The following is a 20,988-nucleotide window of genomic DNA, read 5'->3' as shown; positions in this document are numbered from 1 at the left end:
AGATTTTTAGATTGGTCGTTAGAAACGTATATTTGTATTTTTGCAGTAATTGTAGTCATTATGTTCACCGCCTTTCACTAATTAAATTATATCAAGATTTTAGTGAAAATTAAACAAAAATGGAGAAAGGAGGAGGCAAGGTACAGGTTTCAGATACTACCGTATCTGACGGCAATTCCTCCCCCACTTATCGTTGAGCTATCGCCCTTCACACGATTGAAGTGGGGGTATCCTTGCCGATTTCAGATGAAACCTTTTTCATTGAAGAACGTTCTATTAGGTGATACACTTACTTTCAATGGTACAAAGAGGTCAGACTTCTTACCTTCTCCAAGAGAAACACGGATTAGGTAATGAAAGATAGAAAATCAATGAAAATTAAGAGTATCGTTCAGTAGCTTTTTTATGAAAAAGGTTTATAATTAACATATGACTACCGATAATATTAGGTTAGTCGCTTTTACAGATTCAACTTTTATTTCGCCATAAAAGTGAGCCACTCTCTTTCGCCGGGGAGTGGTCTACATACAGATCTACCCTTTCTTCATACGAGAGAGGGTGGATTTTTTATCGAATGATAGCTATTTTGATTTATGGTGATAGACGTCAACCGTCGCGTAATTTTCATACTTTACCGCATGTTCCACTTGTCTTAATTCCGATTGTAGCGTATGGCTCGCTTGACGAATTTCACGATTCACTTCACTTAACTTGCTTGAAACGACTTGACTTTCTCGTATTAAGTCATTTCCTAACCGTTTTAAATGTTGCATATTTTGAACGATTTCTTGATGCTTCACTTCAATCGAAAGCACTTCTAAACATTCTTTCCACGTATCCGCTCTTCCGATGAGAACGGCATTGTACATGATCATTAACTGCGGAATGTTGCTGAAGCTTCTAACAGGTGGTAAGTATTGAGCATACGGTTCAATCTCCCCTTTAATTTCACGCAATACAGAGCGCATCTCTCCGTTAAACTTCTGCTCCGCTTCTTGAAACTCTTCTTCTGCCTTTTGTAAACTTAATGCAAATCCTCCGACTTCTTTTAAGTTCTCCTTCGTAACACCTTGCGCAGCCGCTTGACGAATCGATTGTTTCTCAATCATGATGAAATACACTTTTTTGAACATATTAAAGAGGAACTGGAATAGCTTTTTGATTAAGCCACGAAACATGTAAATCGGTATAGCGACGAAAAATGCCGTCCAAAAGTATCCCGTACTTCCTAATGTTTCGTTAAATAAAAAGTAATAGAGCCAAACGAGCATCCATATTCTTAAAAAGACGAATCGTCTTTCCCGAAACAACCATTGCTCTACCTTGCGCACTTGACGACGATGCTTTCGAACATCTTCTTCAAAATATGAATCGTACGCTTTCTCATAATCACGTTCGATCGAGCGCAACGTTTTTGCTTTTCGTTGACGAATCGTTTGACGTTCCTCACTACTATACGCTTCGTACTTTTCTTTCTTCACAAGCAATGAAATGTATTTCTCAAAAAATTGAATGAGCACTGGACGTTCTACTTGTGTAATTTCACTAACATTCACTAATTCATGTTGCATATTGCATTCCCCCACTTCAATGATTTTGGCAATTCCTTTATCTTGATTCTTAGTATAGGGGAAGGCACGTGTCATAAATGCCCCATTTCATCAAAGTGAATGAATAATAATAATAAATACTTATGTATTATAAGAAAATGATGAATGGATTAAAAAGTGTGAGCGACGATCATCACTCACACTTCATCTACCCTATTTTTCTTCATTTTCAAAAGATTGAATAACCGCTTGAACATCTTGTTCACTATATCCCGTCAACATACTTAACATAGAGAGATCTATACCATTTTCATATCCTTTGCGGATGACCTCTTTTATACCTTCTTCTCTACCCTCTTCTTTTCCTTTCGTCATCGCGTATCGTCGCTTAGATTCTGCGTCTAAAATAGGTTTTAGTCGTAAAATGTTATCTATTCTCATTTCAGGAGTGGCGCTCAATTCGTCCCATGCCTCAAATGCTTCCATTAAACGTTCGTCTTTCATCACTAACCGCCCCCTATCCAATAAACTCGAAGATTTTGTTATGAACAATTGACAAGCAATCACTGCTTACTCTGTTTCTTTTTCAAACGACTCTATAATTCTTTCAACCTCTTGCTCGCTATATCCTGTCAACATACTTAACGTAGCGACATCTAGCCCATTGCGATAACCATTGAAAATGGTATTTTTATTTGTTTCGATTGCCCCTTGTTCAATTCCTTCTTTTATACCTTCTTCTCTACCTTCTTTTATACCCTCTTCTCTACCTTCTTTTATACCCTCTTCTTTTCCTTTCGTCATCGCATAGCGCAGCTTCGATTCTGTATCTAAAATCGTTTTTAGTCGTGAAGTGTAAGCCATTCTCATTTCAGGTGTGGCGCTCAATTCGTCCCATGCCTCAAATGCTTCCATTAAACGTTCGTCCTTCATCGCTAACGCCTCCAATTCTTTATAAATTTCATCGTACACACGTTGCTTCCTTGCATCGACCATTCCTAACAATAAAAGCCATCGCACTAAAAGATCATCCCACGGATCAAGGGTTTCCTCATGCCACGCTTGAATGAACTTCTTCATCTCGATAAAATGAATTTCAAGTACGTCATCTTCAGGATGAAGTCGTTTCAGTACCGTATCTTCATATAAGTGATACGTACTGTGATAATAATCCGTTTGCGAAAACAATGTAAAATCACAAATGTTAATCGTAATCGTCGGGCGCAAATCTTGATACACTTCGCCTCGGCGTAACTGTTCAGAAAACAATCGCGACCAATAATAAAGCGTACGCTTCACCATGTCATTTTGATTCGATAACTGCATCTCAACATTAATGAAATCACCCGTTTGAGTGCGGACGACGATGTCTAAACGCGATTGCTTATCGTCTACAAATTGCCCGCCGACTTCTTGGTCGATAAAAACAATCTCTCGGATCGTAGCGCGACCAGTTTTTTGTAAAATCGCATTCAAAAATACGACCGTAATTTCTTTATTTTTCTCGCTTCCAAACAATTGTTTGAATGCGTAATCCACTTTTAAATCCATTAACTTCTCTAAGGGGATTCGCCGTAAAGCACGTTTACTCATCTCATCATCTCCTCTGTTGCATTTCGGGATGACTTCGATTTTCTCACTCTTTTTTAGACAAAAACCACCTATATCTCTTTTCAAACAGCCATATATATCCATATTATACCACGAATTTTAATTGTGAGAATATGAATGAAGTCCGTTCCCAAACGAATGAATATCCAAATTAGCCGATTCTATCATTTGGAATCACCACTTCAACCGAGGAACAAAAAGGAACGCTTGTTCTTATTATAAAAAATTTAAAACAAACGGGCAAGAGTAAAACACCGCTTTTAAATAATAATTCCCAAAATGAAAAATTCTTCTTAATAATCCTCAGATTTCACCTTTATTTAAATGTGTTGTAAAAGTTAAATCAATTATAAAATGAAAAAAGTAGAGTGGATCCATTACGAAACGAATCAACTCTACTTTTTACACCAATTTACCATATACCTTGGATATCTATTTCGACTATTTTATCGCAGGTGTAATCAATCAGATAAGCACAACTACTTATCTCGATCAGTACGTCACCGCTAAAAGCTCTTCTTTATCATTTAACATTTCTTTTATGTTTAAATGTTGACTTACTTCTCCTACAATGGAAATATTAACTTTCCGATGTGCGACCGCATGCGGATAAATGGCCTCTACTCTCGCTTTATAGTCGCAATCTTTTGCGATTACTTCAAACATCCAGCCACTATAAAAAGCTGGGATAAAACCTAACTTCTTCCCATTCACCGACATTACGACAACTGCTTTATGGTCATACTCATTTCCAGGATCCAACGAAAATTCGACACTGTCACCTACTCGTAGCTGGTCAATCACCTGATTCCCATCATAGTAGCGCCATCCCGCTACAAAGAAATCTAAATTAAAGTAATGATTTTCAACCAAGATGGGTGAAACAAACTCATAAGAGTCGGTGGCTAAAATTCCACCTGTTGCTCGTAAAACATCCATTTCCGTACATTCTGGTGAAAGCCCCAAACCTCGGAGAACAGATTGATAGTCGGGTCTTCGAGTGTCTGGTAGCCGTCTCGCAAATGGTCCAAAAAGGGTTGAAGAAGTATACGTTTTATTAATGTCTGGAAATGCTAAATGAGGCCGATACCCATTGTCCATCGCTTCTGCTAATTTTCTTCTATATCCTTCTGTTTCATATGAAAATGTATAGATGTCATTTTCATAATGTAAACTACCCACGTGATAACGTTGTCGTGTTTTAACATTTTGCCAAACTAGCCACAGTTCAAATGGTCTCTTTCTCATGCTTTTACGCTCCCTTCTAACCAATTCAAAATCCAATCTTTGCGATAAAGTACAAGACGTATTACCCACTCCTTATCTAAGTCACTCATTACACAGTTCGGTATTTCATCCACTATAGATATTAACATCCTCTTATTCAGCTGCTCTAACCTAGAAACTGCTAATTGAAGTTCCTTAGGATAAAATTCATAAAGGTAAGATAATAATTCAAAATGCTTTGGCTTTTTTCTTCCTGGCAAGCCAATGTTTGGTTTACCTCTGTTACAAAACCCTGCCAACATTCTATCGTCAGTCAGCATTTTATGCTTTCTCTCTGGAGTTTCGTTAAATCCTAGAGAAGAACCATTGTCATAAATGGGAGCCATACGAATCCCTTCTGGACTACTCAGAACACCCCAATTATCACAATGTCGGTCATTATTCGCAATTAATGTATCGTAAACAGGGATCCCTACAAAATCCTTCTCTAAATCATATGCAACAAGGATATCTAGAATGTGAGGTAACTCGTAATAAGTCAACGAATGACGATTGAAATCTTCAAATCGTGCTAAAAATAAATCTCCACCTTCATACAATTCTTCTACATCGGCACGAAAGTTCTTAGAAATTGTTCCTAGTACACCTGCATGTTCGGCTAACTTTACCTCAGCTGTATGAAAACCTATCCTCTTCCCTACTTCACTAGCGACAAATTCAGCCCAATGACCACCCGTTCCTTCAGTAGGTATCTTGAAAAGATGCTTTATGGGATTTTCAAGATCTGTTCCTGGTTCTAACAGCCAAAATTTCGAACGGGTACCGGAAGCCTGACTTTTCTCATCTCGTTTCCAGAGCGAGGTATCGATCATTTACATCGCCCCTTCCACAAAATTGTTATTATCTTCAAGTATACCGTTTTATAGCTCTCTTGTCATCCACAACACAATAAAGCCACCACGAAGAATTACTATTTTCCTAATTGATCAAACCTTCTAACAAATTATTAAATAGGTGTAAGTGTCAGGCACCGATATTTATTCCCAAGTTACATTTGCTCAAAAATTTCATGAGCAATAACTTGCAATCTTCTTCTTGTAGCATCTTTCTGTCCTTTTAAAATAGTATTTCCTTCAATATCTTTTGTTATGCGATTCAAAGATTGGAACCCAGGTTGTCGTGTGTTAATTATTTTAGGAGACTTTTTATTTTGAAAATGTGATTTTATTACTTGTTTAATAGCCATTTGAGCTCTTTTTCCAAAACAAATAATGTATTCCTCTGTGTGTTCCACATCATAAAATAGACGATTAATATTAGATGTACTTTTTATTTCTGATATTTTAGCCTCACTTCTACCAGTTTTACAAATATGCTCTGCTTTATCCCATGCATTTGTTATTGTGACTTTCTCTCTAGTCCAATTCTTTGTTTTAGACAGTTCATTTACTTTAGTTAATATCTCTTTTAAATTTTCTCCGCTTTTTCCTACTGCTGGTCGGCCTTGCAACTCTTCACAAGCACCAGGACAAGAAAGTACCAAGGTAATCTTTCCTTCTCTTCCTGATTCAAAATACAAATTCGAATCCATTTTCTTCCTTCTCCTCTCTATATCGCTCTACCTAAGTGAAAAAGAAAGAACTTACCCGAAGGCTAGTTCTTCTTGATTGTTGAATCTCTTTAACGAATTTTAGGAATTACGTAAGTTCCCCGTATCTGATATTATTGTATACTATCGTTGATGATTGTTTCCAATCATCTGTACGTAACGAACAGTTGCCACGTTCTCAAGGACAAACAAGAAAAGAAGACGTCACTTCAAAATATGGCATCATTTGCGAACATTAAAAAAAGAAATGCTTTTCAACAAAGTAAAGCATTCCGTTATATGACGAGACTCGAAAAGAAAATCTTTCACCACGTTTTCAAAAACGATAGCTATCAATTTTTAAACTACTGCTCAAAAATCCAATTTGCACCAAAAATAAATTGAATTTTCAGATATCTAAAAATAAGAAAAAGTAGAGCTAATCCTTTACGAATCAGCTCAACTGTGGACACTTATGTCGATAATTTTATCACGTTATGCGATTTATTCGCCATCCTGATTGCTCTACCTAAATATTCATCTTTTCCAAAAAAACATAGCTAGATGAGACTTGGATATGTATCTTCATCACCTTTCTAGCTATGTATTCAGCAAGTGCTTAGTGGAACAATTCGCCTTAGAATGTCATATCCATTTTCATAGGGCTTAACCAGAGGCACCCGGGTACTATCCTTTTCTTCCAACAGTTAAATTACATCGCCAGTTGTAATTAGGTACTGAAGCGCTTTTGGCAAGACACTATTTTTAATAAGTTGTTCATTTTCCCTAAAATACAATGAGCTCGTTTTACGAATTTCATCGTCCACTTGCTCTGCAACTTTAATTGTTTGTCTTTCGCAAGCAGCATTAATTACACTGCATTCTACAAAGCGATTTTTTTTATTTCCATGAATCAACATGAAATCAAATAGAACTTTGCCCCGTTCTATGCTCACCACGTTATTTAGCTTTGCCAAATCGCTGAGGGAGCTACGAAAACTTGTTGCAATCAACAAATAGTCATATGGGGAATTATTAAGTTGTATCACATTGAAATCAGCCATAATAAACCACCTTCTCCCTCAGTTATTTTATGCAGTAAGATACGAATATGTGCGTTCAATCATATCGATTACTTCATTTACAATTTGGTCTGCTTCCAGCTTATTCTCTAAAATTCGGCTGGTTATTAGAATTTGTTCCGAATGAAACAGTGTATGACGATTTTTATTAATATAATTGTATACTTCTTCTATTACGCCTCTGCTTTTAGGATTAGACAAAACTTTTACAGTTCTTCCTTTCAAAACGTACAAATCCTTTTGTTGTACATATCTAAAATGACTCCCACACTGCTCTCCATACTTATGCCCGATCGCTATTCCTTCTATACTAAATATCTGCATTAAATATCCTTCCAAAGCCCGTAAAGCAGGAAAAGCGTAGCATGAATAATCCTCCAACTCCACACTAACCTTTTTTAGTGAAATAGAGGGTGATAAAAGCTTAAATAGCGTGTTATCAAGGTTTTTATAAGCATTCGGCATAAGTTTATGTAGCTCTGTATGTGTATCCTCAACCTTAATATCCACATCATGGAACGTATTATTGGCTTCTACAACATCTTTTATACTGACTTCTGGGCAGTAGGATAAAAAAGACATCGCTTCAGTGTAAAGGTAAGCTGGTTTTCCTTGTAGAACAACTTTACCCGTGTCATAAATATTTATATTTAGTCTGTCACCTCTAACGCTTTCGAACTTACACTGAACATATTGTGGATTAGTATGAGAAATGCATTCTTTCTTAATATCCTCTATTCCTTCTAAAAAGTCCACCAGTTTATATGCCCACTCTTTAGTAATTACCAACGAATGCTGCTTAGAAATACCCGTGTCTTTATACTCGCTTTTTTCGATAATTCGATCCTTAAGTAGTGATGAATATTCTGTGTTTTTCCCGGATGGACTCATCGTAGTTGTTCCATTTTTTTTGCTAAAAAAGTTTAGAGAGCATGGTTTATCATTCACCGTGAAGCTACATTTGATAAGGTTTCCTTTATTTTCTAAAGCTTTAAAGCAAAAATCATCCCATAAATCAGCACCTGCCGATATGATTAATTTTTCTAACTCAGTAGGTTCTACATAGATACCCACCTTTTTTGTTCTTTTAGATGTTGTCTCCACAGTATCACCCCCATACCCCACTTGCAAAAATGCTTCTTTTGCCAACTTATCAGCCAAGTCATTAAACTCGTCGCCCGAATGGCTTTTTACTTTAACGAACCGTATTTCTACATCTTTTTTAATTTTATCGTAATATTTTTTATAGGAAATGGTTCCTGATTTATTTGCCTTCCATTCACCTGTACACCATTTTGCAATTCCTTCGTAATCATAGTGAATAGAAAGAGCCTTGGCGCCTTGTTCAATCGCAAATGCCATCGCCTTTTCAGAACCTTTGATTTCTCCAGCAACATTTCTCATCGAAACAAGTTCTGGATCATTAAACTTTTCGTTGAAGTGTAGCTGTTCTCCTTCGTAGAAGATCACTGCTCCATAAGAAAATTCATTGCTCTCCTCATTGAAACTACCATCCACGTAAGCTACGACTTCAGAATCAGATTCCCCTATTTGAACTTTTTCGATTTCGTCTTCTTGAATACCATTCAGATAGTTTTCAGCCTCTATTTTATTTGTAAAGCTTTTATATTTAGCACCTGGATAGCCGTGCACATTTTGTTTACATTCATCCCAATTAGTAAAGATTCCAGTTTTCTTTCCCTGTTTTACAGCATAATATTTTTTTGCCACATTAATCACCACTCCTGTAAGCACATATTTATAAGTATTACTCTACGAAGAAGTGCCTAAAGAATGAAAAGTCAAGAAAATCTATCAATAAACTAAATAAACAACCAGCCTTTCTATTCAAGAAAACCAGTTGCTCAGGCACATAGGGTTAAGGGAATAAAGTAAGTCGAATTTAATTTCAGTTCTCATAATTATACTGGAAGTTTCTTTTGTTTGCAACGGAAATACATCTTACAGTGTATTTGGCAAGTAGGAAACGTGTATATTGCAAAATAGAAGTAAAGAGTTATGACAAGATAAAGTACATAACGCTGCAACTAGATGTTAAATGAAAAAAACGACTGCACTTTCAATTAGTGATGTTTGTTTATAACACCTCAAAATAATAGCGAATCGAATCAAAGTAGCAATCGAACAACAATCGTTACAAGTGGCTTAAAAAATCCTGAAAATTATCCAAGGGTCACTTTACATATTTTCAAAATTATCAATTATGAAATTTATTCTATCACAAAAAATAAAAACTCTATCCGAGCCAACTGAGCAAGTGATTACTCTTTATCGATATCACGATTCTTCTTTTCCATTCGGTCACGCTTCAGCTGTTCGACAATCGCACGTTCGATATATTCATCTGCCGTATACCCATGGCGCTCACAATAGTTCAACATATCATGCCGAACGGTAGCCGTTAGCTGTACGGGAAAAGCTCCTTGTAACATTTTTCGCATCATCCCTAAATGTTCTTCTAATCCATGAAACAATTCATGTTCATTCAAACGCTGTTGTGTAGAAGGTTGATCAAATTCAAAAGCCGATAAATCTAAATGTTCTACTCTCTCATAACGATGCTTCTCGACATTCCATCGGAACGACTGCTGCGCCATCCACTCACCTAATGCCGAGACATTTTCAAATCCATGCTCTTCTAAAATGAGCGCTAACGAAATGCCTTCCTCGAACTGTCGCGCAATACGCCAAGCGGTTTTTTGTAAGCTCATCGTTCCACTCCTTCATAATCGACTTGTTGAATCGCTTCAATTAACTCTTGTTGATCGACATGTAAATAAGTAGAAGTCGTCCGTAAATTCGCATGACCTAACAATTTTTGAATGACCGCCACATGCACACCTTTCGTAATAAGATAACTCGCAAAAGAATGCCTCAACATATGACTCGTCACATCTTTATCAATACCTGCTCTCTCCTTCGCACGCTTCAAATGATTATTAATCGACTGCCGACTCACTTGCCCGGTTCGGCGAAAAGCGAAGACATACGGGGTCGACACGAGCGGTCGCACATAATTCAAATAATATATTAAATCTTCTGTAATTTCATCGTTGAGAGGGATACGACGACTTTTCCCACCCTTTCCTTGATAGACAAGCAAAGATTGCTGTTCCAAATCTAAATGTTCCAATTTCAAATGCATACACTCACTCACACGCATTCCTGTAAAAGCCATCGTCCGTAAAAAATAATACACGACAGGATGATCGACATGACGCAGCAAACGATCTACCTCTTCCGCCGTCAAATACGTTCGCTCATCTTCCACAACTTTCAAACGCATCACTTTCTCCATCGGATTGTGCGTCATCCAATCTTTCAAAATTAAACACTCAAAAAAAGTAGAAAGTGCATTCAACTTTCGATTCACTGAACGTGGCTGACAAGCTCGCTCTGACATTAAATAAGCAATGTACCCTTCAAAATGACGACTCTCCAAAGCGCACACATTAATCGGTGCATTCCACTTCCGCGAACGCCACTCATAAAACTGTCTCACATCAATCCCATAACCTCGAACCGTCTCCATGCTCAACTGTCTCAAACGTAACCACTCATCGAACATCTCCATCGCCTCTCGATAACATAACACTTTCACTTTCCATCACCTCTTCAGTATCGTAACAAAAAGCAATGAAATCGAACTTAAATCCAAAAGGAACGTTTGTTCTTATTATAAAAACTTTAAAATAAAAAGGCAACAGCCAAAAGAATATTCTGAAAAACAATTCCCAAAACTAAAAATTAACCCTCAAAATCCCTACATTCCACACTTACCTAAAAAATCACCGAATCTTCAAAGTATTGGCTAATTTTTTTATAAGTGCGATTAACGCTAATTATGTAACTGTTGAATTTGCAACAGCACCAGAAGAAGATATGCTAGACCAAACAGTAGAAGTTAAAAATGCAGATGGTGAAGTCGTTGAGGTTAAGTCTCTTGATATAGCGGCAGGAGATACAACGGCTGAATTTGAATTTGTTACAGCTGTTGACTCTGATGATTTAGTAGGAGTATGGACTGTTAATGGTGTAGAGTATGACCTAGACCTGTTTAACAATCTTTCAGACTTCCTAAGTGCATCTAATCAACTTGAACTAAATGCAGCACTTGTTGCTTTAGGAATTGAAAATGTTGATTCAGCTAATATACCTGCTTACTTCACAGAGCAACAAAAATTAGTTGGAACTGTTACTGCAGAAGACTTAACAGTTGAAGATGTACAAAAGCTAGTTAATGATGTAAATGCTGATGCTGTTAGTGCTGAAGAAGAAGAGGCTTTAGTTGAAGCAATCGTAGATGCTGTTGCTGACACAAACCAAATCACAACACTTCAAGCACTAGAAGATGCAGGTATTGCACCTCTTAACAGTGACTGGGTAGCCGAGTATATGGCTGGTTTTGATGCTGATGGCGACAGTTCAATTACTGGCAACGAAGTTGGACTAGATACAATTACAACGGCAAATGATTTGGATGATGTTCAAGGTGTAATTAACGCTCTAAATGATCACTTAGTAGCTGACAACATTACTACAACTGGAATTGTTAAAAAAGATTTAACAGATTCAAAAGCATTAATTGAAGCATATGCTACAGTTGATGAAAATGGCAATTATGAAACTTCCCAATTCGATACGGATATTGATGATATTAATGAACAACTAGCTTTAGTAGAAGTATTGGAAGCAACAACTCCATCAGCTTTCAAAAACAAATTAGCAGCTTTAGCTGATTTAATTGATAACCCTACAACATTAGACATGGATGACTATGTCGATGCTAACGGAAAAGCTTATATTAAAGCTCTTAAAGATGAAACTGATGCAACCAAAAAAGATGAAGTTTCTGAAGTAGAGGCTATCCTATTTGGCGCTACAACTGGTGTTAATGACGTAGAGGCTGGTAAATTAGTAACAAAAGTTACTGGAGCAACAACAGCTGCTGAATTAGTAACAGCTTTAAATAACCTTGGTGTTAAACAAGTAGCGGATACTAATAAAGATGCTTATCTAGCATTTGATGCTAACTCTGATAACACAGCTGATTATACTGTGGTAACTGATAAGGATGAAGCACAAGCATTAGTAGATGCAGTTAACGTTGATGAAGTTCAAAACGCAACAAAATCTACTATCATTACTAAGCTTAATGTATTTGGTATCGACAATGTAGTATCTGCAAACGCAGAAGCATATGTAACAGATACAAATTCTGATATCTCTGGAATTACAGCTGATGCAACTGGTGATAATGCTAAAACTGTAAAAGATGTTAAAGCTGCTGTTCAAGCTGTAAACGATGATGTAGCAGTATTAACTGCAATTAAATCAATCAATTCAGCAACAACAGCTGCACAAGTAAAAACAGCTTTAGATACATTAGCTGACCAAGGTTTATTATCAGCATACTTAAATGTTACTTCAGCTGACCGTATCTTCATCGCTGAATATGTATTAGAAAATGTACCAACTGCAAAATTTGATACAACTGACACTACTGCTACAGATGTAGTAACTGTTGTTAGTAATGCAACAACTGAACGTACAGCAGCAATCGGATTAGTGAATGCTTTAACTGCAGATCCAGCTACTACTGATTTAACTACAGTTGCAGAAGCTTTAATTCGTGTTGGTCACGAATCAATAACTGGTTCATATGATGCTGGTACTACTACTTATACTGTAACAGCTAATGATACTTTAGTTGCAGAAGCATTCTATGCAACTTTAACATTCAAAGAAGATGGTTCTGAAGTATCACCAAAATTCAGTTCAATTTCTGCAATCCGTACAGTCCTTAATGGTTTACAATAAATCATATTAATAAATTGTAAACTAGTTATTTGATTAAAAATTTACATAGCCAATTGCCTTTGTGGTAGTTGGCTATTTTTTTATTTTTAATATATCTTATTGGATTTATAATTTTAGAAAGTGGAATTAAAAGGAGTAGAGTACTATGAAGCGTAAGCTAATTGCAGGAGCCTTATTGTTTGGCATATTATCCTTAACAGCATGTTCAAATACAGAGGATGAGTCGAAACAAGATGAAGTAGTCAATGAAAAAGAAGTTGTAGAAGAAGTGAAAGAACCGATTGAGGTAGAAAAGGTGGATCTTGAAGATGGTAGATTGTCATTGCTTCAGGACTACTTAACAATTTTGTACTACAGAAATGATGGCTATCAAGATTATGTATCGCTTCATGCAAATCCAGACAAGGCAGTATCAGAAGAGGTATTTGATAGCTTTAGACAAGGATCTAGTTTAGTCGATTCATTTGGCACGGAGGACATCGAAACAATTATGAAGACAATGAAAGTTGAAGAAACGAGTGAAACAGAAGCAATCGTTTATTGGGTTGAGCAGGAAGAACAAACGTTAGAAGATGCCAAACAGTCATGGAAAGTTGTAAAAGTAGAAGATGAATGGAAGTTGGCGGATTAATTGTTAAGTTGAGGAACACCCAGTACAGATACAATTTGGTGAAAATGAAAGGATTGGAACGTGGTGTAGGGTTAATGGAAAGATTCTATGTGTAAGAAATCTTGCACGGGCTATTCTTTTTTTATATGCTCAGGTACTGTATAATAGATGTAGCTTGTATGCTAGGAGGCTAAAATATGTATGATTTTTCAACATTACCCGGGAGCAGTGCTGTGGCAGGATTTGAGCCGCTACTGGTAGATGAGAAGATACAATATACCTTCACGGAAAGTGCAGATGAAGGAAAATTATATAATGACTTGAATGAACGTTTAATAACATTGGAAGTATCATTGACGATAGATAGAGAAGTCTTAAACACGATTGAGGACGATGCAAAGGAGCTTCGTTTATTAGTGGATGAAAAAGAAGAAGTGCTGATGCGGATTGACTGGTTGGAGCGTTTGGATAAAGTCCAACAAGGGCTTGAAGATGTTCAAACGAAGGAAGAGGCACAGAAGTTACTGAGATTGATTGCACCGTGTCAGACAAGCCCACTGAAAAACGAACTAAAACTAGAGCTTGAAACATTAGTAGAATCGTTGCCATCAGAACAAGTTGAAGAAGTACAAATGACTGACGCTGAAGTATTAATGGAGAAGGCAGTCGAAGAAGCTGGTGATACTTTCATCAATTTAGGCAAAGCAGGACGTGATTCTGTCATTGCAGATGTACTAGATCAATATGGTAAGAATGCATCAATAGACGTTGTTCAGGAGCTAACACAGACTTTAGAGCAACGAGTTAAAGCACTAAAAGAGGTAAAGGAATCAAGTGAACTAATCGAACAACTAGACAGCCTACCTCTTCAACATCTAGCTAACATCCCAACTGAATATGAAGAAGAAGTACTAGAAAAATTACTAATCACACCAAATTGGAATGGATTGTTTCATTTAGACCGACTGATCCTTCAGTATACAAAACAAATAGAACACCAGCATACCCCTGTACAAGAAGGTGTCCAAGCGACATTAGTTATGAATGATGGACTGATGAAACAGCTTGGTGTGCAAAAGGTATAGTTAGTCATTTAAAGGTTCTGGTGCCTGTCACCTCCCGAACATTGTTGAACGAACGTTCTTGACAAATAGTGAAGTCCTGTGGAGAATAACATCTCTGCGGGCTTTTCTTTCTGCCTATTTTGATATAAGGGGATATTATAGAAGATTTACAACCCATTCATCACATATTTTATCAATTGATTAATCATACTTCTCTTCTGTACTTGATTCTTCTAAACATGTAAAATAGAATTAGTTACATTTCTGGAAGGAGATTCAAAATGGAATTAAAAACTGTAGCATATAACTATTCTGAAATAAATAATAACCAAAAAATAAAAAAGAAATTTAAAGAAGATATCTCAGTCAGTCATATCATTTACCTATTTTATAACGGTAATGAGTGCTTATATATCGGGGAATCATGTGCATCCTTAAAAGACAGATGTTATACAAATACTCCAAAGCACACTGAGAAAGAATGGTTTAAATTGTCTAATAAAATTCATATTATTAAGTTAGACGAGTGCATTGATAATATTGCGAGACAGACTCTTGAGTCTACATTTATATTAGCATATCGGCCTAAATATAATAAAAAGGCATAAGAACATAGTGTCTAATTAAATTTCCCGTGCCTGTCACTTCCCGAAATATGTCGAACTTTGTCGAATGAATGATCTTGGTAAATAGGAAGCCTTGTGGAGAGAAATCTCTCTGCAGGGCTTTTTCTTTGCTGTTAGCAGTATTGTCCCTCTTGGGTGCATAGAATCTGTCTTCAGAGCGAAAACAGATAGGTTGCAGAGCAGTTGATTGAGAACAGACAGTGGAAGGGATTAGCTTCATTGGATCGGGTGATTCATCAACTGGATGCCAAACTAAGTGCAGCGGAAGAACAAGAAGTGATGAAAAGCATGGAAAGCGGAATTGCAACGTCTTTGGACATCAATCAGTTGGAAGGCTTGGCGATTCAAATTCGATGAATGATAGAACCGGCCTTCGGGTTGGTTCTTTCTTTTTTGCTTTGGTAGGATTGTGGGTGGAGAGGGGGTGAGGTAATGAGCATTGAAGAACTTAGCAAATATCGGGTACCAGGCACCGACACTCTTCAGATAATTTGTCATATTTGTGTTAGGAATGGTATGAATAGAAGCAGTCGATTGTCCTTCGGGATGGTTGGCTGTTTCTTTTTATAGCGGACCTTTGTCAAATAACGTTGGTGATGGGGTCTGAATAACTATAAAAATATAAAGTAAATCACGCTATCAAGTAGTTTAATTGCTACCTGGTAGCGTGATTGCTTTTTTTGATTTCTAAATAAAATCTTCTATCCATTCATCGTCTACGGTTTGTTGCGTCTTTTTCAAGTTGTGCAAATAGTCTCTTAGAACGTCAAATACTCTTCTATATAAGAAATCCTTATTATTGATTAGCGATAGTAAGATAGGATGCCTTTCGGCATTTTCTCGTATTTTTTCTAATGAGAACCAATAATCATTATCGAATTTTGTAAAGGTTGAAAATTCAACAAAGTCCGTGTTGCCTAATTCACTATAAACTGAACTGTGTTGGCCTACTTCGTCCTCTTCTATTTTATTGAACTCTTCAAGTATCCTTGGAACCATATTCATAATTTCTCCGTTATCATAATACGTGGTTTCATCCAAGTCGAACTGAATCAGTGTATCAATAATGAAAAAATATAACTTTGAATTTGCCAAAAATGCTCCATTGTCATCAATACTGAAATCATAGTAAGATTCATCATAACTTTCGTCCGTTTCATCATCATAGTCGATGATTTCGTGATGTTCGCTCCATATCCTAAGTTTCGGATGCATCTTAATTAAAAAATCCCAAAAAGCATTATCGTCAGATAAGGTCTCGTCAAGTAAGCCTTCTAAAAATGGGATAAGAATATACTCCTCCACTTTTTCAGGAATCATATCATGAAGCATATCCAACACTGTATCATCACTACTATAGGGACGATCAAAGAATTTAATCAGTCCAGCAGACATACTTTCTTTTTTATTTGTGGAGACCTTCTCAAAATGGCTTTTAAGATTTCTAGCACAGAAGTATTCTTGGAATGAACGATGAAGAAAATAATATTTGCCACCTTCAGGAATCAACAAACATAGATTATTACTAAGGTCATATAGATAATCATGTGCATTAATTTTTACAGGCGCACTTTTCTGGCAACGCTCCAAGTAGTTACAAAATTCACTTTCAGTCATTTCATATTTTTCATCCTTGTATGATAAGAAACAAATTTTTGCAAAATAGTCGACAATGACGTCCGAAGAAACGTTAGTTTTAAGATCGCGTTTCAATAATTTCGTATCATCATGCTTTCGAAGGAGTGTCTCAAAAGCCATCTCATAAAATTTATAAATTTTTGATGGAACTTCCGCGTATTCTTCAAAAGTCATAAGCATAATGGTCAGAAGCAAGGGATTCTCCGCAAATTCTATATGGCTGTCATATAACTCGCCATCCAACTGTTCGTAAAATTTATCTTTTATTATTTGTTCCTCAGCACTGAAGTCAAAATTACTTATCATTTTTAGGGCCTGCTTTTTATTAAATGGCTGAAGTTCAAGTTCACTAAAGTTACTGAGGGCAATTGACTGCTGAAATGGTCTAGATGAGAGAACATAATAGCTTTTAGAATAATGACTTGAAAACTTTTCCAGGTCCTGAACCAGTTGTGAAATATTATCCGATTTAATCTCATCAATTCCATCAAAAATTAAAAGACATGATCCATTCACGAGTGCCTCTATTAATTGTTCAGATGTAATACTTCCATCGAACTGCTTTACTTTCGAATATACATAATCATACAAATCATTCGTAGCCTCATAGTAATCTTTTAACGGGATGAAAATAGGTAAAAGTCTTAAATCATTATATGAATCAACAGCGTCTAGAAGTAGATGGCGCATCATCATAGACTTACCAAGGCCTCCCATACCAGTGATAAGAACAAAATTTGAAACCGAGCAAATTTTATTTACGTTAATATTTTCAAGGATTGTTTCGTTGTATTTTAAATCATTGCATACATAAAAGTTATAGAAATCCCTAGGGGTTTTATCGTAAAGTAACGTTTTCAATTTTTTATAACTTTTTTTTATAGCAGATAGATATTTTAAGAAAGGTGTAAAATAGCTGCTTTCATCAATAACGTCATAAATGAACAAGGTTTCCCCATTCGTTATTTCACCAAAAATACGATTTAACTCCTTACGATATCTTACGGTCGTATCTTGAAACTCAGCGGCCAGTTCAATGTTGTTCTCCCGGTGTATCGGAATAAACAGACGATTATCCAAAGGATACATATTATTTGATAAGTACGAATTGTACGATTCCAGGGACTGTACAAACTCGTTTATATTCAAATAAAGCGAATCCTTTTGAATATGGGCAAATGGTTTTAATATCTTATCTTTAACAACGTCTGAAAAATATTCCGCATCTAACTCCAAAATCCATGATAACGATATACATGGGTCTGTATAGGCAAAATCGTAAATGCGATAATCAGAAATAGATTGTTTGAATATTGCAAGCATGCGCTCTTGGGGTGTAGCGTTTTGAGATAATGAAAATTTTCTTTCAAGCAAATAGTCTTGACGAAAATCAAGGTACTCAAAAATCGCAGTTTCAATACTTTCAAATACATCAGAAAGGGTTCTGTTGTTTTCATTAATATCTTCTTCAGTATTTTCTGTTGTGGCTGACCATTCTTCCGCTAATAGTGACATATCGTCAATAAAGTTTTTTAATTCGCCTTCTGCACTTTTTATTTCCTTACCTCGTTTAACCGCCTCATATAGCGTACCAACGAATAAATCGTAGTCGGTGTCATTTTCAACCTTACTGATAAGGATGTTATTTAAACGGCGTAAATAGCGATCTAGTAATATAATTTGGCCGTCAAATTCTTCATCAAAGTAGAGGGGCTCAAGGCACTCATCTAATTGAACCTCTAGCGATTCTACCGCCTCTTCAGTTGATGATATATCTTCCGCGGTTTCATTAATGACTTTGACATTCCTAGTATTAGTTAACCCATTTATGTATTCAAGAGTGATACCCTTTACCGTCTCCTTACCTACCCTGTTATCGACCCCTGCAGCTACTGTATAAAGGAAAATACCAGCTAAAAAATCATCCAAAGCAAAAACGTCCTGTAAAAGCAGGGCTTTTTTTGTTCGCCCCATATATTTTTCAAAACTCAGTCTCTTTTCACCATCAAGAATTGCGTCTTCTTCAATAATTTCAATTAGGGCAAGTACGGCTTTCTCTTTTTTATCTTCGTCTATCAAACACACTACGCTTTCCCGAAACTTCTGAACGACATCGTCTTTGTTTGCTTTATGTGAAGCATTTATGACATTGCTTACACTTTCACCTGGCTTTCTCGCGGCGCCGCTTCCACCGTTGGTAATATTCCCTCTTGAAAGATCTCTATTACAACTGAGTAAGTGTGATACAGCTGAGGCATTGTCTTTATTTATATACTGGCAATTTGGGTCTACTGTCCGTGTCAACGTTCCTACAAGTTCCGTATTAGTTATATTATCCAATTTACACATGCGAAGAACATGTGCAAATGTTCCAAAACAAAGTCTTTTCACTTTTTCCCCCTCCTTGCAACTCATAAGCAACTACTTGCAACTACCTGCAAGCAAGAAGTAACTGACGCTCAATTACGAAGCAATTCCATTTGAATCTAAACTGGTATTAGGAACTCTGATACCAGTTTTATTTTTTTGTAAATGAACCTAGCTCTAGTAATTCCTACTAAATCAAGTTTAACACATTACGAATTTAATGAAGCAGCTGAAAGGCTCCCGTTTTTTAAAAAAATGGTGAGTTTTTCGGCTGATAGTTATGCCCTTTTCTCCCCGAGAGAGAGGGGCATTTTTATGTCAAACGAACAAAAATACATTACAGTCAGTGGTCAAAAAATACCTGTCACCGAAGAACTTCAAACGAAATATTACAAAATGAAGCGCCGGGAGAGATACCTAGAAAGTGATGTAAAGCTTGGTCGGATCGATGTGGATATGGAAAAGGAAGAAGTGACTTTTGTGCCAAGTAAGGAGGATTCCATTCAGCGCTTAATGGATATCGGCCAAGATTTTAATACAGAGGATTCGGTTGAAGGGATAATCGAGCACAAGGCGATGCTCCTTATTCTGCAGGAAGCGATGGAAGTGTTGAATGAACAAGAAAAACAATTGATTGATTATCTTTTCTACCAAGAGCTCACAACACGTGAAGCTGGAAAGAAAATCAATGCTTCCCATGTGACTGTTTTAAAGAGAAGAAATGCGATTATAAAGAAACTAAAAAAGTTTTTTAAATTTTAGGTTACCAAACTACTCTTCCCATTGGCTAAGAGGTGAAGGGAACTTTCCCTATCAAATAGGACGAGGTGACGTATCAATGAATGAATTAGTAAAAGTTGATTTCAGCAAAAGTGAACCACTTGTATCGGGTAGGGATTTGCATGAGTTTTTAAAGGTCGAAACCCGGTACAACGATTGGTTTAAGAGAATGTGTGCATATGGTTTTTCAGAAGGTGTAGACTTTTACTCTATTTTGAGTAAAACCCAGAATACTGGTGGCAGACCGTCAACTGACCATCAACTGACGATTCCAATGGCTAAAGAATTGTGTATGCTTCAAAGAACTGAAAGGGGAAAACAAGCAAGGCTGTATTTCCTTGAAATCGAAAAAGCATGGAATACACCAGAGATGATTATGTCAAGAGCCATTAAGATGGCAGATGTAACCATCCAGGAATTAAAATTGGAAAACTCAAGACTACTCGCAGATAACACAAGTATGTTACCAAAGGCAGAGTATTTTGATGAGTTGGTAGACAGAAATCTATTAACTAATTTCAGAGATACTGCCAAAGCATTAAAGGTGAAGGAAAAAGTGTTTATTCAGTTTCTAATTAAAAAGAAATATGTGTATCGGGACCAAAAGGGTCAGTTAAAACCTTATGCAGAGAAAAATAATGGTCTATTTGAAATTAAAGAAGCTCAGAACAACAAAACAGGCTGGGTAGGAACACAAACACTGATTACACCTAAAGGCAGAGAAACTTTCCGTCTTCTGTTGAAAGGAATTTAGAAAAAATGAAATTTTAGGTTACCAAAGTATCGTTCCCATTGGCTAGTAAGTGAAGGGCCATTTAGCGGAAGGAGGTGACCTGAATATGCATCAAACAAAAGATGACGAAAACATGAAAGCAGTGGCAGATAAAGAATTACAGGCGGAAATGGTAGGTGTGCTTACTGCGATGAGTATCGTATCCAAACGTTTGGCAAACCAATTGTCGATGCTTCATAAAGACAAGGAAGCTGATAAGAAAACTAAATAG

General features: G+C 36.5%; 19 protein-coding genes. 8 read left to right on the top strand and 11 right to left on the bottom strand.

The genetic code is table 11. From position 1 onward, the window contains the following. Positions 1-581: 581 nt before the first annotated feature. The 10 genes from ACFQ0V_RS04035 to ACFQ0V_RS03990 form a co-directional block, all read right to left on the bottom strand. A complete protein-coding gene (locus ACFQ0V_RS04035; RefSeq protein WP_381009994.1) occupies positions 582-1,571 on the bottom strand; it encodes a hypothetical protein in 990 nt (329 codons plus the stop codon). A gap of 192 nt (positions 1,572-1,763) precedes the next feature. Then, a complete protein-coding gene (locus tag ACFQ0V_RS04030; RefSeq protein WP_381009991.1) occupies positions 1,764-2,054 on the bottom strand; it encodes a hypothetical protein in 291 nt (96 codons plus the stop codon). A 66-nt stretch (positions 2,055-2,120) separates the two neighbouring features. Continuing rightward, complete coding sequence (locus tag ACFQ0V_RS04025) at positions 2,121-3,143, bottom strand: Rpn family recombination-promoting nuclease/putative transposase (RefSeq protein ID WP_381009988.1); 1,023 nt, start codon at positions 3,141-3,143, stop codon at positions 2,121-2,123. Between the two features lie 510 nt (positions 3,144-3,653). Beyond that, on the bottom strand, positions 3,654-4,409 hold the full coding sequence (locus ACFQ0V_RS04020) for an HIRAN domain-containing protein (RefSeq protein ID WP_381009985.1): 756 nt from the start codon (positions 4,407-4,409) through the stop codon (positions 3,654-3,656). Continuing rightward, positions 4,406-5,260, bottom strand: coding sequence for a HipA domain-containing protein (locus ACFQ0V_RS04015; RefSeq protein ID WP_381009983.1), 855 nt, complete (start codon positions 5,258-5,260; stop codon positions 4,406-4,408). The genes ACFQ0V_RS04020 and ACFQ0V_RS04015 overlap by 4 nt, the downstream gene beginning before the upstream one ends. 176 nt (positions 5,261-5,436) lie before the next feature. Then, complete coding sequence (locus ACFQ0V_RS04010) at positions 5,437-5,979, bottom strand: uracil-DNA glycosylase family protein (protein ID WP_381009980.1); 543 nt, start codon at positions 5,977-5,979, stop codon at positions 5,437-5,439. A gap of 704 nt (positions 5,980-6,683) precedes the next feature. Continuing rightward, positions 6,684-7,040 carry a type II toxin-antitoxin system RnlB family antitoxin gene (locus ACFQ0V_RS04005; protein ID WP_381009978.1) on the bottom strand — a complete coding sequence of 119 codons (357 nt, stop codon included), beginning with the start codon at positions 7,038-7,040 and terminating at the stop codon, positions 6,684-6,686. A gap of 27 nt (positions 7,041-7,067) precedes the next feature. Further along, positions 7,068-8,789 carry a ribonuclease H1 domain-containing protein gene (locus ACFQ0V_RS04000; protein ID WP_381009976.1) on the bottom strand — a complete coding sequence of 574 codons (1,722 nt, stop codon included), beginning with the start codon at positions 8,787-8,789 and terminating at the stop codon, positions 7,068-7,070. A gap of 551 nt (positions 8,790-9,340) precedes the next feature. After that, positions 9,341-9,790, bottom strand: a complete 450-nt coding sequence (locus ACFQ0V_RS03995) for a hypothetical protein (protein WP_381009974.1) — start codon at positions 9,788-9,790, stop codon at positions 9,341-9,343. Next, the gene (locus ACFQ0V_RS03990) at positions 9,787-10,680 is read right to left on the bottom strand and encodes a tyrosine-type recombinase/integrase (RefSeq protein ID WP_381009971.1); all 894 of its coding nucleotides are present in this window, start codon (positions 10,678-10,680) and stop codon (positions 9,787-9,789) included. The genes ACFQ0V_RS03995 and ACFQ0V_RS03990 overlap by 4 nt, the downstream gene beginning before the upstream one ends. A 206-nt stretch (positions 10,681-10,886) precedes the next feature. On the opposite strand from ACFQ0V_RS03990, the gene ACFQ0V_RS03985 reads away from it, so the two are divergent. The 5 genes from ACFQ0V_RS03985 to ACFQ0V_RS03965 all read left to right on the top strand — a co-directional run bounded on the left by ACFQ0V_RS03985 (position 10,887) and on the right by ACFQ0V_RS03965 (position 15,556). Then, positions 10,887-12,899, top strand: coding sequence for a hypothetical protein (locus tag ACFQ0V_RS03985; protein ID WP_381009970.1), 2,013 nt, complete (start codon positions 10,887-10,889; stop codon positions 12,897-12,899). A 145-nt stretch (positions 12,900-13,044) separates the two neighbouring features. Beyond that, the gene (locus ACFQ0V_RS03980) at positions 13,045-13,530 is read left to right on the top strand and encodes a hypothetical protein (RefSeq protein ID WP_381009967.1); all 486 of its coding nucleotides are present in this window, start codon (positions 13,045-13,047) and stop codon (positions 13,528-13,530) included. A gap of 176 nt (positions 13,531-13,706) precedes the next feature. Further along, entirely contained in the window at positions 13,707-14,594 is an 888-nt protein-coding gene (locus tag ACFQ0V_RS03975; RefSeq protein WP_381009965.1) for a hypothetical protein, read from the top strand. A 260-nt stretch (positions 14,595-14,854) separates the two neighbouring features. Continuing rightward, positions 14,855-15,181 carry a hypothetical protein gene (locus ACFQ0V_RS03970; protein WP_381009962.1) on the top strand — a complete coding sequence of 109 codons (327 nt, stop codon included), beginning with the start codon at positions 14,855-14,857 and terminating at the stop codon, positions 15,179-15,181. A gap of 201 nt (positions 15,182-15,382) precedes the next feature. Further along, positions 15,383-15,556 (top strand): hypothetical protein, encoded by a 174-nt coding sequence (locus ACFQ0V_RS03965; protein WP_381009960.1) that lies wholly within the window; start codon positions 15,383-15,385, stop codon positions 15,554-15,556. Positions 15,557-15,886: 330 nt separating this feature from the next. On the opposite strand, the gene ACFQ0V_RS03960 is transcribed toward ACFQ0V_RS03965, so the two are convergent. Beyond that, positions 15,887-19,228 (bottom strand): NACHT domain-containing protein, encoded by a 3,342-nt coding sequence (locus tag ACFQ0V_RS03960; protein ID WP_381009957.1) that lies wholly within the window; start codon positions 19,226-19,228, stop codon positions 15,887-15,889. A gap of 291 nt (positions 19,229-19,519) precedes the next feature. On the opposite strand from ACFQ0V_RS03960, the gene ACFQ0V_RS03955 reads away from it, so the two are divergent. The 3 genes from ACFQ0V_RS03955 (at position 19,520) to ACFQ0V_RS03945 (ending at position 20,988) form a co-directional block, all read left to right on the top strand. Then, on the top strand, positions 19,520-19,966 hold the full coding sequence (locus tag ACFQ0V_RS03955) for a sigma factor-like helix-turn-helix DNA-binding protein (protein ID WP_381009954.1): 447 nt from the start codon (positions 19,520-19,522) through the stop codon (positions 19,964-19,966). 76 nt (positions 19,967-20,042) lie between these two features. Further along, a complete protein-coding gene (locus tag ACFQ0V_RS03950; RefSeq protein WP_381009952.1) occupies positions 20,043-20,738 on the top strand; it encodes an antA/AntB antirepressor family protein in 696 nt (231 codons plus the stop codon). Between the two features lie 85 nt (positions 20,739-20,823). Then, entirely contained in the window at positions 20,824-20,988 is a 165-nt protein-coding gene (locus tag ACFQ0V_RS03945) for a hypothetical protein (protein WP_381009949.1), read from the top strand.

The organism is Savagea faecisuis (assembly GCF_042675605.1).
GTDB lineage: Bacteria > Bacillota > Bacilli > Bacillales_A > Planococcaceae > Savagea > Savagea faecisuis.
Note: the sequence above shows the minus strand (reverse complement) of the source record. Positions and strands in the feature narration are given on the sequence as shown.

Coding starts and splice junctions, on each gene's coding strand:
- ACFQ0V_RS04035 (WP_381009994.1), bottom strand. CDS start 1,571: ATGCAACATGAATTAGTGAATGTTAGTGAAATTACACAAGTAGAACGT.
- ACFQ0V_RS04030 (WP_381009991.1), bottom strand. CDS start 2,054: ATGAAAGACGAACGTTTAATGGAAGCATTTGAGGCATGGGACGAATTG.
- ACFQ0V_RS04025 (WP_381009988.1), bottom strand. CDS start 3,143: ATGAGTAAACGTGCTTTACGGCGAATCCCCTTAGAGAAGTTAATGGAT.
- ACFQ0V_RS04020 (WP_381009985.1), bottom strand. CDS start 4,409: ATGAGAAAGAGACCATTTGAACTGTGGCTAGTTTGGCAAAATGTTAAA.
- ACFQ0V_RS04015 (WP_381009983.1), bottom strand. CDS start 5,260: ATGATCGATACCTCGCTCTGGAAACGAGATGAGAAAAGTCAGGCTTCC.
- ACFQ0V_RS04010 (WP_381009980.1), bottom strand. CDS start 5,979: ATGGATTCGAATTTGTATTTTGAATCAGGAAGAGAAGGAAAGATTACC.
- ACFQ0V_RS04005 (WP_381009978.1), bottom strand. CDS start 7,040: ATGGCTGATTTCAATGTGATACAACTTAATAATTCCCCATATGACTAT.
- ACFQ0V_RS03995 (WP_381009974.1), bottom strand. CDS start 9,790: ATGAGCTTACAAAAAACCGCTTGGCGTATTGCGCGACAGTTCGAGGAA.
- ACFQ0V_RS03980 (WP_381009967.1), top strand. CDS start 13,045: ATGAAGCGTAAGCTAATTGCAGGAGCCTTATTGTTTGGCATATTATCC.
- ACFQ0V_RS03975 (WP_381009965.1), top strand. CDS start 13,707: ATGTATGATTTTTCAACATTACCCGGGAGCAGTGCTGTGGCAGGATTT.
- ACFQ0V_RS03970 (WP_381009962.1), top strand. CDS start 14,855: ATGGAATTAAAAACTGTAGCATATAACTATTCTGAAATAAATAATAAC.
- ACFQ0V_RS03955 (WP_381009954.1), top strand. CDS start 19,520: ATGTCAAACGAACAAAAATACATTACAGTCAGTGGTCAAAAAATACCT.
- ACFQ0V_RS03950 (WP_381009952.1), top strand. CDS start 20,043: ATGAATGAATTAGTAAAAGTTGATTTCAGCAAAAGTGAACCACTTGTA.
- ACFQ0V_RS03945 (WP_381009949.1), top strand. CDS start 20,824: ATGCATCAAACAAAAGATGACGAAAACATGAAAGCAGTGGCAGATAAA.